This is a genomic window from Leucobacter coleopterorum (assembly GCF_011382985.1).
Taxonomy (GTDB): Bacteria; Actinomycetota; Actinomycetes; order Actinomycetales; family Microbacteriaceae; genus Leucobacter; species Leucobacter coleopterorum.
The window spans coordinates 688,391-701,811 of the sequence record NZ_CP049933.1 but is presented as its reverse complement, the minus strand read 5'-3'; the positions used below and the strand labels follow the sequence as shown (position 1 = coordinate 701,811).

The window sequence follows — 13,421 nt, the reverse complement described above, 5'->3', positions numbered from 1 at the left end:
GCGTGACGCTCTCCCCCAGTCGAGGTTCTCGCGGAGCACTCGCTTCCGTCGGTTCTTCCGTCGCCTTCGCGGGTGTGTATTTTGTCACGCCGATGCTCGCGCCTGCCCCGGCGGAGGCGATCTGGGGTGTCCGTAATCTCGTAACCATTCCGGTTATTTTGCTCGCCCTGTTGGCAGTGCGGCAGTGGCACCTCGTCACCGAGATCGCTCATCGCATTCGCCGCCAGCCACTTCTGCTGCTGGGCAGCATCGTTTGTGGACTCCTGATCGCTGCCCAGCTCTGGGTCTTTACCTGGGCTCCTATGCATGGGCGGGGGCTGCACGTGGCGCTCGGCTATTTCTTGCTGCCGCTGGTGCTTGTTGTGATCGGGCGGTTCTTGTACAAGGACAAACTCAGTTGGTGGCAGTGGCTGGCCGCGGGAGTCGCCGCTGCCGGGGTAACTGTTGAACTCATACGCGTGGGGGGCATCTCGTGGGAGACTCTGCTGGTCTGCCTCGGTTACCCCGTTTATTTTGTGTTCAGGCGCTCCCTGGGCACCAACCATCTCGGTGGAATGTTCTGGGAGTTCTCGGCGCTCGCGCCCCTGGCCCTCGTGCTGGTTGTCATCGAAATTACTCAGGGAACGGCGATCGCAGAGAACCCCTCGCTGTGGTGGTCAGCCCCACTGTTTAGCGTGTGGACCGGGATCGCACTCGTGCTGTATGTGGTGGCGTCCCGGCTGCTGACGCTGAGCTTGTTCGGGCTGCTCAGTTACCTCGAACCGGCTCTGCTGGTCGTGGCTTCGCTCCTCATTGGCGAACGAATTACCGGAGGCGAGTGGTACATCTACATCATGATCTGGGCCGCGGTTCTCATCCTCGTCATCGGAGGCGTCGCGACCGTACTGCGATCCCGACGGCGGCCCGGATCGAGCTAGCACGCAACTACGTGTTTCACCGCCACCGCGTGTAGTGTTCTGGGCATGGCAGACACCATCAACAACGAACCCACCGGGCACGGCTACATTGAGAACAAAGACCAGGTACTCAAGCGATTGCGGCGTGCCGAGGGTCAAGTTCGTGGGGTGCAGCGCATGGTCGAAGAAGACAAGTACTGCATCGATATTCTTACCCAGGTTTCAGCGGCAACGAAAGCACTGGAACAGGTTGCTCTTGCCTTGCTCGACGATCACCTGAGCCACTGCGTCACCGCGGCAGCCGCCGAAGGAGGACAGGTTGCCGCGGAGAAACTCGAAGAGGTCTCGGCGGCCATCGCACGACTCGTGCGCTAGTCAGATTGCGCAGCGAATTGGAGCATTTTGCCAGACGATTCTGTGAGAACGCGCTGCATTCTTTAGACTGAGAGGTGGCGTGTGCGTGATCGCGCCGGTCCTCACAGCGAAGGAACACCCATGGAACACGAACTAACTACTGCTCAGAAGCCTGACAACTTCGACATGGCGCCCCCGGACAGGTCGACGTCACTCCCGAAATCGACGAAATCAGTGAGTTGCTCGGCGAAGACACCAAAGAAGACAACAGCAAGGACGCGCCGTGGCGACAGGGGTATCCCTACGACACAAAGATTTCGCGCAAGGAGTACGAGAAGCAAAAGCGCAAGCTGCAGATCGAGTTACTAAAGCTGCAGGCCTGGGTCAAGGAGTCGGGCGAGCGTATCGTCATTCTGTTTGAAGGCCGCGATGCCGCGGGCAAGGGCGGTGCGATCAAACGCTTCACTGAACACATGAATCCTCGTGGCGCACGCGTTGTCGCCCTTGAGATTCCGACCGAGCGTGAGCAGACCCAGTGGTTCTTCCAGCGTTACACGCAGCACCTTCCAGCTGCGGGCGAGATCGTCTTGTTTGATCGCTCCTGGTACAACCGTGCCGGCGTTGAGCGTGTCATGGGTTACTGCACCCCACAGCAGTACCTCGAGTTCACACGGTCGGCTCCTGAGTTCGAGCGTATGCTCACCAACTCCGGTATCCACCTCATGAAGTTCTGGTTCTCCGTTGGCAAAGCGGAGCAGCACGAGCGCTTCGTTTCGCGCTCACAGGATCGCGTGAAGCAGTGGAAGCTCTCGCCGACTGACCTCGCGAGCGTCAATATGTGGGACGATTACACGGCCGCAAAAGAGGCGATGTTCTTCTACACTGATACGCCGCACGCACCGTGGACAGTGGTGAAGTCAAACGACAAAAAGCGCGCACGCCTTGAGGCGATGCGATGGGTGCTCTCACGGTTCGATTACCCGGACAAGGATCACGCGGTTGTTGGTACTCCCGACCCGAAGCTGATCGGGCCGCCTTCTGAGGTTTACGACGACGGTGAAACCCCGACGGGCACCTTCCCGGTCGTCAACGGAGGCTAGTCTTTTCGGCCAGCTGCACGAGAGCCCAGTTTTACATCTTTCACCTCGGGAAAGTCATGTAAAACCGGGCTCTCGTCGTGTGCTGGACGAACCGCGTGTCCGAGCTACAGCCCCGAGTACGCGTGCAGGCCTTTGAAGAAGACGTTCACGATAGTGAAGTTAAAGATGACCGCCGTGTAGGCGATAATAGACAGCCACGCTGAGCGCGTGCCGCGCCAGCCGCGCGTCGCCCGGGCGTGAATAAACCCGGCGTAGAGCACCCAGATGACAAAGGTCCAGACTTCCTTTGTGTCCCATCCCCAGTAGCGGCTCCACGCGGCCTCTGCCCAGATGGACCCAGCGATCAGCGTGAAGGTCCAAAACACAAAGCCGATGATGGCCATGCGGTAGGACAAGTCTTCAAGACGCACGGCTGTGGGCAGGCTCGTCAGGAAGCGTAGACCCTTGACAGGCTCCTTGGCGGCAAGTTGAGCCTCGCGGCGGGACTGCAAGAGCTGAAGCACCGAGAGACCAAACGAGAGCGTTAAGAATCCAACTGCCAGCACTGCCACAAGTATGTGGATGACCAGCCAATAAGAGTCAAGGGCCGGTGGCAGCGGCACAATTTCAACGTAGAAGTTGACCTTACTCACTCCGAGGAACAGCACGGTCATGCCGGTCACAAGCGCACCGAGAAAGCGCAGATCAACGAAGAACTGCACCAGCAAGAAGATAAAGACGATGGCGCAGGTGGCGGTAAGCGCAAACTCGTACATGTTGGCCCACGGCACTCGCTCGGCACCGATCCCGCGCAAAATCGTCGCACCCAGTTGCAGAATGAAGCCGAGCACGGTGAGCGAGAAGCCAATCCGCAGGCTGCGGGATCGCGAAGGTTTTGCCGGCGTTGCCGTCTGCACAACATCAACGTCACCGCTTCGGTTTGCGAGATCCACCGCGTAGAACACAAAGGCAATCGCGTACACAACCATCGCCGAATACAGAAGAATCGTGGAGTATTGTTCCAGCTCAGTCAGCACAAAGCTCAACCTTACATCCTTTGAATCAGAAATCGCTCGATGGGCACAGATCTTATTCCACGCCCGTTGGAATTACTTAACCAATCGCGACACCAAACAGCAGACCTATCGCATAGGTCGCCACCATTGTCGCGGACCCCATCAGCACATTGCGCAGGATCGCTGGAAGCAGCGGTGCCTTGCCGAGCCGAGCACTGATCCACCCGTCAAGAACAAACCGATAACCACCGCTCCAGCCGTCACTAGAATCGTATGATCACCCGAGACGACCGCCAAGATAAGCGGGATCAGCGCACCAACGGTGAAAGCGACAAAAGAGGAGAGCGCCGCAACCCACGGACTCGTCAGTTCTTCGGGATCTATGCCAAGTTCAACCTCGGCGTGAGCTGCGAGCGCATCGTGCGCGGTGAGTTCTTCCGCGACCTGACGCGCGAGCTTCGCGGAGAGCCCCCGCTTGCGATACAAGCCAGTCAGTTCAGCCAGTTCAGCAGCGGGCTGCTCGTTGAGCTCCTGAATTTCCTTCGCGATGAGGGCCTTTTCGGTATCGCGTTGCGTGCTCACCGACACGTACTCACCACCGGCCATCGAGAAGGCTCCGGCGACCAGGGCAGCAACACCCGCCGTCAGGATCGCGACGACATTACCCGGTGTCGCCGCGGCCACACCAACAACGACTCCCGCTACCGACACGATGCCATCGTTTGCACCGAGCACACCGGCTCGAAGCCAGTTCAGGCGCTGCCCAACCTTTTCATCGGTGTGGGCCTCGTGCAGGTGATGAATCGCGGCCTCAATGTCACTGGGTTTGCTAGTCATGTCTTCATCATCCTCGCTGGGTCGTACCCCCGCAAGCAAGGTTAGGCTCGCATTAGTTGCGTCTGAGCAGAGGCTAAGCCTGCTCTTCTGGGACACTCCGACGATTCGCACGCCACGACATAAATGCGCGAATCGCCTCGATCAAAATCGGGATGCCCGGAATCAGAACAAGCACGATAATGAAGATCTCGCTGTACTCGCGCACAAAGGGGATCTGGCCAAGGAAGAACCCGAGCAGCGTCACACCAACGCCCCAGAGCAGCGCACCAATTGCGTTGTAGGTGACAAAGTGGCGGTACCGCATCTGGCCGACGCCGGCGGCGGCTGGCACAAAGGCGCGGAACACAGGCAGAAAGCGGGCAATAATGATCGCCTTCGGTCCGTGCTTTTCGAAGAAGGCGTGCGTACGCGCAACGTTTTCGGGATTGAAGAGGCGGCTCTTCTCTTTCTTGAAAATCGCAGGCCCAAGTTTTCGACCGATCATAAAGCCCATCTGGTCACCAGCAAACGCGAAGATAAACAGCAAGATGCAGGTGATCCAGATCGGCACATCGATCACACCGGTGGCGGTAAACAGCCCGACGGTAAATAGCAGTGAGTCACCCGGCAAAAACGCGAGCACCAGCACGCCGGTTTCCAAGAACACAAAGGCGCACGCGAGGATCAGGGCGATCCAACCACCGGTCTTGAGAAGCGTTTCAGGGTCAAGCCAGTCAATCCCGAGAAGTGCTGGAACGGTCGCGAGCGCGCTCGCGGCGGAAATCGGCAGTGTCACAGAAAGGCTCGACTTTCGTGTCGTTGATTTTGAGCGCGAAGCAATGGCCCCGACTCATTATGCACCTCTCCGCTGGGACGAACCCTGAGCGACTACGCCGAAGCGCGCTCAGCCATCTCCACCACGTTTTTTAAGAGCAGGGCCCGGGTCATGGGCCTACCCACCGGGTTGGGCGAGATCCAGCCCGCGACCTGTGCGACTTCTGGTGAGACGTCGCCCACGACCTTACTCTTGCCAGTCTCGGGGTCAACCTTGCGAGATACACCCACATCAAGCACGATCGCACCGGGTTTCACGTCTTCAGCACGCACAATACCTTCAGCGCCCGCCGCGGCCACGATAACGTCGGCCCGTCGCAGCTCGGCACCCAGATCTTGTGTACCAGTGTGGGTCAGCGTCACCGTCGCATTAAACTCGCGGCGGGTAAGCAACGGGCCGATGGGTCGCCCAACCGTCACACCACGGCCGACAACCACAACGTGCTTGCCGGCCCACGAGAGACCGTTGCGCTCCACCAGCTCGATCACACCGCGCGGCGTGCACGGCAGGGGTGAATTGATTTTGGTGTTGGCGTTCAGTACGAGACGACCAAGATTGGTCGGGTGCAGGCCGTCGGCATCCTTCGCGGGGTCTATGCATTCAAGGATGCGGTCGGTGTCAATGTGCTTCGGCAGCGGCAACTGCACAATGTAGCCGGTGCAACTTTCGTCGGCGTTCAGCTCCGCAAGGACCGCCTCAAGCTCTTCCTGGGACACGGTGTCAGGAAGCTCACGCTTGATCGATTTCATGCCAACTTCAGCGCAGTCGCGGTGCTTGCCCGCGACATACCACTGCGATCCCGGATCCTCACCGACGAGCACCGTCGCAAGCCCCGGGGTGACCCCGCGGGACTTAAGAACGGCAACTCGTTCGGTGAGTTCCTGCTTGATCGCGGCTGCCGCAGCCGTGCCGTTGAGGATCTGCGCTGACTGACTAGCAGTTTCGCTTGTCACGCGGCTTACCACTCCTCGAGGCCGGGGTACAGCGGGAACGCGTCGGCGAGCGCCTTCACGCGTGCCGACAGCGCCGCAACATCGCCCGACTGTTGCAGCGTCTGGGCCACAATGTCGGCAACCTCGGTGAACTCTGCGTCGCCAAAGCCACGGGTTGCTAGAGCGGGGGTGCCGATCCTCAGGCCGCTGGTGACCATCGGAGGGCGGGGGTCGAACGGAACTGCGTTGCGGTTGACAGTGATGCCAACGGCGTGCAGCGCATCCTCCGCCTGCTGACCGTCAAGCGGCGAGTTACGCAGATCGGCGAGCACAAGATGCACGTCGGTGCCACCGGTGAGCACGTCAACACCCGCTGCGCGGGAAGCATCGGTGGTCAGTGCGTCAGCGAGCAACTTGGCTCCCGACACCGTGCGCAGCTGGCGCTCCTTGAACTCGTCGGTCGCCGCAAGCTTGAACGCAGTCGCCTTGGCAGCGATCACGTGCATCAGCGGGCCACCCTGCTGGCCGGGGAATACGTTCGAGTTGAGCTTCTTGTAAATCTCAAGATCGTTCGTGAGGATGAAGCCAGAGCGCGGGCCACCAATGGTTTTGTGCACGGTGGACGAGGTGACGTGCGCGTGCGGCACGGGGCTCGGGTGAATGCCCGCTGCGACGAGGCCTGCAAAGTGGGCCATGTCGACCCAGAGGGTTGCACCAACCTCATCGGCGATCGCACGAAACGCAGCAAAATCGAGCGTGCGGGGGTATGCCGACCAGCCCGCGATGATGACCTTGGGCTTCGTCTCAAGCGCTTTCTGGCGCACCACATCCATGTCAACGAGGAAGGTCTCGGGGTCAACGCCATATGAGACAACGTTGTAGAGTTTGCCCGAGAAGTTCAGCTTCATGCCATGGGTCAGGTGTCCACCGTGCGAGAGTTCAAGGCCAAGGATCGTGTCGCCGGGCTCAGCAATCGCGCTCAGCACCGCGGCGTTAGCCGAGGCACCCGAGTGGGGCTGCACGTTGGCATACTTTGCCCCGAAGAGGCTCTTTGCCCGATCCCGAGCGAGGTCTTCTGCAACGTCAACAAACTCGCAGCCGCCGTAGTAACGACGCCCAGGGTAACCTTCGGCATACTTATTCGTGAGCACGGAGCCCTGCGACTCAAGTACCGCGCGAGGCACGAAATTTTCACTCGCGATCATTTCAAGCGTGGAACGCTGGCGGTTGAGCTCGTTCTTCAGAACTTCTGCGATCTCGGGATCGACGACCTCAAGCGGCTCGTTGAAAAAAGCGGACTGGGTTGACATAGAAATCCTCCATGAACTTAGCGACCCAGGCGAGCGGCCTAAAACTCGTGTGTCGTTCCCCGATGGTGTCCCATCTGCACGCCAGTTACGACTAGACAGGAGTGTAGCAAAAGTGAGCGTTGAACGCCCTAACACACCAGATCCACTGTCACGACTTAAAGAACAATTGTGGACTAGTAACAGAAAATCAACGCAATCAGGCCGCGAAAATATGACTTAGGCAAGATTCATATATTTTACGGTGACGCTCTTAGATTCATGACTATGATCGCACGTGGAAGACAGCTTCAAATATTTCGCGAGGTTTTTGCCGCACTTTGGGGCGCGAACTTCGTCTGACTTGAGCAATCGCCAATTTGGCGACGATTGACAACCCCCAAAACGCGAGAGGACACCTTACACATGAAGAAAATAGCAAAGGCCGCAATTGCAACGGGTGCAGCAGCGCTGCTGCTCATCGGTTCAGGCGGAACACTCGCCTACTGGAACGACAGCGCAAACATTAGCGGCCAGAGCGCGATCACGGCCGGCAATCTGCACCTGACAGCCACAGGAACACCCACCTGGAAGATCAAACACACGACGGGAGCGGAGACAACTGTTGCTGACATTTCCGCTCTGCGCATGGTACCCGGAGACAAGCTCACATATTCCTTCCCGGCATCGATTACGACTCAGGGCCAAGACCTGCGCTTCAAAGTCGGCCTGGCAGGGGGCTCGGTTGCCGCGCCCGCCAGCCCAACGAGCGCAGACACCGCACTCGCGGCTCGCTTGACAAACAGCGTCAGTTACGCCGTCACAGGAGCAACCCCTGTCGCGGCGCAACCCGACACGTTCGACCACAAGAGCAACTCGTCGGCGAGCTATACGACGACCATTACTGCAACCATCGACTGGCCCTTTACTGGCACCACGGCACAAGATAATCCCGCGAAGAGCGGCAAGGTAAACCTGTCGAACTTCACGCTTACTGTGACTCAGGTTGACGCCTCCCTATAACAGTCAGCTTGACAAGTAACAATCGCAAAAGAAAGGAGGTGACTCGGTGCGGGGAACAATACCTCAGCATGGCACACGTCGACAACGTCGAGATCTTGCCCTGCGTTCAAAGCGACGCGCACTGGTCACCTCCACTTTTGCAACAGGGCTTGCGGTCATACTTGGCCTGAGTGGCGCAGGCGGAACCTATGCTTGGCTTTCAGCAAGCGGTTCGGCCCCGGGAGCTACCGTGAGCTCTGGAACACTCACCCTTCTCATTAACGACTCGACATCGGCAGCGCTTGGCACCTGGTCAGTCGCACCAGCAAAACCAATCGCCAAGGCATTTGCCGTGAAAAATACTGGAGACGCGAGCAGCTCTCTCACTGTGCAGATAACCGCAACAACAACACCGTCCCTGATGTCTTACGCCACCGCACGGGTTACACCTGTTCAAAACTCTGCGAGTTGCGCACCGGGTCTCACGGGCACGCAGGGACCCTCAACGGATACGTTACGCCGAGTGCTTTCAGTACAGCCGCCGCGGGAACAACGCGCTGGCTGTGCCTCGAAGTTGGTCTTGCGGCCAATACCCCTGTGAGTGCGAGTGGGCAATCACTCAATTTCGCTCTGAATGTTACGGGTGAGCAGAATGCAGGATAAGAGCCCTACTCTCCAGAAAACCCAATCTTGGTTTCGCCGGAGAAGAATCCCCTTGGTCGCTGGACTCGTTGCTTTTCTCCTCGCGGCTGGCGGCAGCGGAGCATGGGCATTCTGGAGCACAACAGTGTCAGCTACTGGGACGATCAGCACACAAAGCGTCAGTATCACACACTCGAATTTTCCCAATCTTTCGGCGACTTACCTTCCGAACTCGTTGACTAGCACGGGCACGTTCACCGTCACCAACACGGGTCAAATCGCGGGAGTAGCGAACGTCCAGATGACGTCCGGTGAGACGCTCGGCGCACAGCTACCGATCTCGGTCTGGGCCGTGTCAAACACATCCGAATGTGTCTCTGGTGCGACCGTTCCTGGCGGTGCTGCAAGCGGCACCTGGGGTGCGTCGCCGACGCTCACGCCTTCGCTTGCAGCGGGCCAGAGCATCACATACTGCGTTCGCACGACCATCCCCGATTGGACCGCTTTGGCAACGACGTCAGGGACACAGCAGGCGCAGCCCCAAATAAGGGTCACACTCAACTCTGATGGCTGGATAGCGTCGGCGACTTCTGCGACAAACACTCAGCGGACACAGGGAATGTTTCCGCTTACACCAGGCTTCTTTACCCCAGAACTTTCACACTGGTTTACGATGCGCAGCAAAGCAAACAATGGCATTTGCATGGATGTGACTGCGAGCGGCGGCGCTGGATCCTCCGCCATTTCATACGGCTGCCACGCTGCTTCGAACCAACGGTGGGAGTTTGTTCCCGTATCTGAATCAGACCAGTCTCTCGTCACCATTCGCCCTCGACACGCTTTGGGCACGAGACTCACCTACGACGCTTCGAACAGCGAACTAATCCAAAACGCTTCTTCCAGCGCCTCTCAACAATGGTACGTGCAGCAAATTACTACTACCGCGCCCCTAACGTTCCAGTTCGTCAGTGTGGCAAACGGAAGATGCCTGAGCCTCAGAAGCACCTCAAATACCGCGAGTATGCCAACCGTACCCTGTACAGATTCCACCGCTCAAATTGTTCTTGAGCGCGAACCGCTTACGTATTCTCAGTCAGGCTCCACCCTCCGTTTTACGTTTGGGGGTCATCTCTTTCGGCCTCTGCCACCCTCCAGCGTTTGAGGGGGACAGAGTGGATCAACGTGACGACCGCCGCAGCGGCGAGTACCTACATTCAGTACACCTACACCGCGGGCAGTCCTTCGTCAACGAATCACCTTCCCAGCGGCACAAGTGAATTCAGAATCGTGGATACAACCGGGGTCGTGCTATGGGACGACATTCAACTCTCGCGCGTCGGCAACAATGTTACGGCGACCTCCGGCGTCGGGTGACCATGCAGGATATGAAGCTCGATCAACTCTTCCGCGTACGTCGCACTCCCCTCGGTGCGGCAGTGTGCGTTGTCGCGTTACTTCTTCTAGTTTGCAGCGGCATGAACCCCACCACTGCGCATGCGTCTCCTGGTGGCCTCACCGTTTCTCACGATGGAACGAACTTCGACTCCAACACCTCTCTTCCGGTTTTCGAGGACATGGGAATATCGGTGCCCGGAGCGCAAAACGTTGAGAGAGTCTGGGTGCGCAACGAAGGGCCCGCAACCGGACGACTTCAGATCGAGCTCATCAACCCCATCTCCAACAGTTCGGAACTCGCCCGAGGCTTTTCGCTGTCCATCGCAGAAAAGGACCACTCAGGGACTGAGCCGGTTTCAATTGCACACGGCATCCGCAACGGCACCTGTACGGTTTTGTCGCATGAGGTTCTCCTCAATCCAGGGGAAGTCAAAGAACTCTCGTTAACCGCGGCTATTGATCCTCACCTCAACAAACGCGATGGAGCGACCGGAACTGTGCGGTTTCAGCTGCGTGGCGTGCTCGAAGAGGCAGCGGCAGTAGAACGGCGTGCCGTTGGGGCAGCCTGCGAGATGACATCGACGCAAAAGGCCCCATTGGCAAGCCCCAAGTTGGTCACCACGGGTGGCGCATCGTTTGTACTAGCGGTGTGGGCTGGCGCTCTCGGGGTTGCCGGAGGGCTGCTGTTGGGTGTGCTCGTCCGCAGAAGGCACAAGCTTGTAGGTCTCAACGCTCACCCCAAAAATCTCGCCACGATCGTGGAAGCGCATGACTGATAGTGCCGTGCAGCAGGCGGACCAGCCTGCAGATTCCAGACGTGCTCGCAGGGCGGCCGACCGCGCAACGAGTAGTCGACGGGGAGTTCGAGCAACGTTTCGAGCGTTTGGCACCGGTCTCACGTTTGGATTATTACTGCTTTTTGTTGGCATAGGAATAGCCACTATTGTCGTCCCTGCAGTCACCGGCTCCACTGCGCTCACCGTCAGGACCTCCTCAATGGAGCCCGCTCTTCCTCCCGGAACCATGGTGGTGGTGCGGCCAACTCAGGTCTCAGATATTCGCCCTGGCATGGTGTTGACTTATCAACTGAACAGCGGCAAAGACACCCTGGTCACTCACCGTGTCACCCAGAAACAGTTCCTGGCCGACGGATCCCCGGTATTTGTCACCAAGGGAGACGCCAACCCCCAACCGGACCCCGCCCCCGTTCAAGAGGTGCAAATCAGAGGAACTGTTTGGTACGCGATTCCCTACGTGGGTTGGGTTACAGCAGTGTTCACCGGGCAAAGCAAAGCGATCGCAATAGCGATCGCCGTCGGTGGACTCCTCACATACGCAGCCTGGATGGTGGTCTCGAGCCTGCGCGATCGGGCGCGCAAAAAACCTACATCCTAAGCAAGAAGCGCTCACCGCCGACATTGGCGTGGAGGCACCCACCGGTCTAAGGTGCTGGCCATGTCGTTCTGACCCGCTACCCTTGTATCTCGTGAACACCAGCGCTCAGAACAGCTCCGCCTCTCAGTGGGTCCTCACTCTTTCCTGCATCGATGGCCCAGGAATCGTGCACGCCATTAGCGGTGCCATCGTCGCCGCTGGCGGCAACATCGCCGAGAGCCAGCAGTTTGCGAGCGCCGATACTGGACGATTCTTCATGCGTCTGCAGGTCGAGGCCGTCTCGCAGCCCGAGACGTTTGAGGAACGCTTCAGCGGCACACTTGCACCCGTAACCGAGCGCTACAACATGAACTGGCGCCTTGACCGGGTGGGGCGCCCGGTGCGCACACTGATCCTCGCCTCTACCGCTACCCACTGCGTCAATGATCTGCTGTACCGTCGTCGCGGTGGGCAACTGCCCATAGAGGTGCCACTGGTGCTTTCGAATCACGACACCGTACGAGACATCGCCGAGTTCTATGGTGTTCCGTTTGAAGAGCGCAGGATCGCAAACGCCACTGACAAAGCTGAGTTCGAGGCGCGTGTGCTTGAAGCCGTCGAAGAACTCGATATCGAGCTCGTGGTGCTTGCGCGCTACATGCAGATCCTGTCGCCTGAATTGTGCGAGGCACTCGCAGGCAAGGCCATTAACATTCACCACTCGTTCTTGCCTGGTTTTAAAGGCGCAAACCCCTACAAGCAGGCGCACCAGCGTGGTGTGAAGTTGATCGGAGCAACCGCACACTTCGTAACGACGGATCTCGACGAGGGTCCGATTATTGAGCAGGATGTGACCCGCGTTGACCACTCATATTCACCGCGTGAGCTGGTGCAGCTGGGACAAGATGAAGAGGCGCGCGTGCTGCGTCGAGCGGTGAACTGGTTCGCGGAGAACCGCATCCTCGCTGACGGCGACCGCACCATCATTTTCCGCTAGCCCCAGGCTCTTGCGTAGCGCACTCCCGCGAACGGCCAGGCGCACCTCGCACCCCGCAGAAGATGACACAGTTCTCCCCTAAGCATCATCAACACCTGCCAGCGCTTCGAGTTCGGCACGCAAACCGCGCACCATCGCGCGAATACCGAGATAGAACGCTTGATCCGCGGGAGAAACACCGGATTCAGTAAGGTATCGATCCCGGGCCGCATACACTGCTGCAAAGTCGGCGACGTCGTTGCGGGGTCCAGGGTCCAGCATCGCGGGGTCGGCCGCGGCGTCGAGAGCCGAACCCAGCACAAACGATTCAATAGCCACGATCACAGAGAGTGCTTGACCCCGCGGCCAGCCCGCCACAACCATGGCACGGGCAACCGCGTCATACATGAGGCTAGTGCGCGCGTTGGAGCTCAGCGGCTGTGTCGCAAGCAATGCAATCGTGGGCGGGTGGGCGGCGAATGCCGCACGATAGGAATCAGCCCAACGAACCAATGCTTCACCCCACTCCACGCTCGCGAACATGTCGACATCGATGCGGTCGCTGATCAGTTCGCGAATGCCCGCAATCAGATCCTCATGACCAGAAACGTGGTTGTAGAGCGCTGAGGGTCGCACGCCGAGCTCGCGAGCAACTTCGCGCATACTTGCCCCACCCTCGCCACGCTCGTCGAGCAAGCGCAAGGCGGTTTCCAAAATCATTTGCCGACTCAACAGTGGAGTTTTCGGGCGCCCTGCCCGTCGCCCCTGTTTCTCATCTAACACAAGCAATGCCCCTATCGCATCCAATTTTTCTCTCG

Annotated in this window: 14 protein-coding genes, 2 pseudogenes and 1 riboswitch; of the genes and pseudogenes, 9 read left to right on the top strand and 7 right to left on the bottom strand. The window is 58.8% G+C overall.

Annotated elements, in window-relative coordinates:
• Positions 1–2: 2 nt before the first annotated feature.
• From rarD to ppk2, 3 genes and pseudogenes are all read left to right on the top strand, one after another.
• Positions 3–917, top strand: coding sequence for an EamA family transporter RarD (gene rarD, locus G7066_RS03220; protein ID WP_166328960.1), 915 nt, complete (start codon positions 3–5; stop codon positions 915–917).
• Between the two features lie 45 nt (positions 918–962).
• A complete protein-coding gene (locus G7066_RS03215) occupies positions 963–1,271 on the top strand; it encodes a metal-sensitive transcriptional regulator (protein WP_166328959.1) in 309 nt (102 codons plus the stop codon).
• A gap of 185 nt (positions 1,272–1,456) precedes the next feature.
• A pseudogene (gene ppk2 / locus G7066_RS03210) lies at positions 1,457–2,350 on the top strand (polyphosphate kinase 2); the annotation flags it as partial.
• 104 nt (positions 2,351–2,454) lie between these two features.
• Here the strand turns inward: ppk2 and ccsB are convergent.
• From ccsB to glyA, 5 genes and pseudogenes are all read right to left on the bottom strand, one after another.
• The gene (gene ccsB / locus G7066_RS03205) at positions 2,455–3,318 is read right to left on the bottom strand and encodes a c-type cytochrome biogenesis protein CcsB (RefSeq protein ID WP_166331883.1); all 864 of its coding nucleotides are present in this window, start codon (positions 3,316–3,318) and stop codon (positions 2,455–2,457) included.
• 124 nt (positions 3,319–3,442) lie between these two features.
• A pseudogene (locus G7066_RS03200) lies at positions 3,443–4,182 on the bottom strand (VIT1/CCC1 transporter family protein).
• 73 nt (positions 4,183–4,255) lie between these two features.
• Complete coding sequence (locus G7066_RS03195; protein ID WP_166328958.1) at positions 4,256–4,957, bottom strand: VTT domain-containing protein; 702 nt, start codon at positions 4,955–4,957, stop codon at positions 4,256–4,258.
• Positions 4,958–5,049: 92 nt separating this feature from the next.
• Positions 5,050–5,949, bottom strand: a complete 900-nt coding sequence (locus tag G7066_RS03190) for a bifunctional methylenetetrahydrofolate dehydrogenase/methenyltetrahydrofolate cyclohydrolase (protein WP_244303239.1) — start codon at positions 5,947–5,949, stop codon at positions 5,050–5,052.
• A 5-nt stretch (positions 5,950–5,954) separates the two neighbouring features.
• Positions 5,955–7,238, bottom strand: coding sequence for a serine hydroxymethyltransferase (glyA, locus tag G7066_RS03185; RefSeq protein WP_166328956.1), 1,284 nt, complete (start codon positions 7,236–7,238; stop codon positions 5,955–5,957).
• A 16-nt stretch (positions 7,239–7,254) separates the two neighbouring features.
• A riboswitch (ZMP/ZTP riboswitch) is annotated at positions 7,255–7,337 on the bottom strand.
• Between the two features lie 303 nt (positions 7,338–7,640).
• On the opposite strand from glyA, the gene G7066_RS03180 reads away from it, so the two are divergent.
• Positions 7,641–8,237 carry an alternate-type signal peptide domain-containing protein gene (locus G7066_RS03180; protein WP_166328955.1) on the top strand — a complete coding sequence of 199 codons (597 nt, stop codon included), beginning with the start codon at positions 7,641–7,643 and terminating at the stop codon, positions 8,235–8,237.
• 894 nt (positions 8,238–9,131) lie between these two features.
• Here G7066_RS03180 and G7066_RS15625 read toward each other — a convergent pair.
• The gene (locus G7066_RS15625) at positions 9,132–9,341 is read right to left on the bottom strand and encodes a hypothetical protein (protein ID WP_244303238.1); all 210 of its coding nucleotides are present in this window, start codon (positions 9,339–9,341) and stop codon (positions 9,132–9,134) included.
• A gap of 136 nt (positions 9,342–9,477) precedes the next feature.
• Between G7066_RS15625 and G7066_RS17735 the strand changes: the two genes are divergently transcribed.
• The 5 genes from G7066_RS17735 (at position 9,478) to purU (ending at position 12,624) form a co-directional block, all read left to right on the top strand.
• Positions 9,478–10,020, top strand: a complete 543-nt coding sequence (locus tag G7066_RS17735) for an RICIN domain-containing protein (protein WP_425280786.1) — start codon at positions 9,478–9,480, stop codon at positions 10,018–10,020.
• On the top strand, positions 10,017–10,232 hold the full coding sequence (locus tag G7066_RS03170) for a hypothetical protein (protein WP_166328953.1): 216 nt from the start codon (positions 10,017–10,019) through the stop codon (positions 10,230–10,232). Before G7066_RS17735 ends, G7066_RS03170 begins: the two co-directional genes overlap by 4 nt.
• Positions 10,233–10,243: 11 nt before the next feature.
• Positions 10,244–11,029: a hypothetical protein gene (locus tag G7066_RS03165; protein WP_166328952.1), complete on the top strand. Its 786-nt coding sequence runs from the start codon at positions 10,244–10,246 to the stop codon at positions 11,027–11,029.
• The gene (locus tag G7066_RS03160) at positions 11,022–11,648 is read left to right on the top strand and encodes a signal peptidase I (protein ID WP_166328951.1); all 627 of its coding nucleotides are present in this window, start codon (positions 11,022–11,024) and stop codon (positions 11,646–11,648) included. Before G7066_RS03165 ends, G7066_RS03160 begins: the two co-directional genes overlap by 8 nt.
• Positions 11,649–11,739: 91 nt before the next feature.
• Positions 11,740–12,624: a formyltetrahydrofolate deformylase gene (gene purU / locus G7066_RS03155; RefSeq protein ID WP_166328950.1), complete on the top strand. Its 885-nt coding sequence runs from the start codon at positions 11,740–11,742 to the stop codon at positions 12,622–12,624.
• A 78-nt stretch (positions 12,625–12,702) separates the two neighbouring features.
• On the opposite strand, the gene G7066_RS03150 is transcribed toward purU, so the two are convergent.
• Entirely contained in the window at positions 12,703–13,323 is a 621-nt protein-coding gene (locus tag G7066_RS03150; protein ID WP_166328949.1) for a TetR/AcrR family transcriptional regulator, read from the bottom strand.
• Positions 13,324–13,421 lie beyond the last annotated feature (98 nt).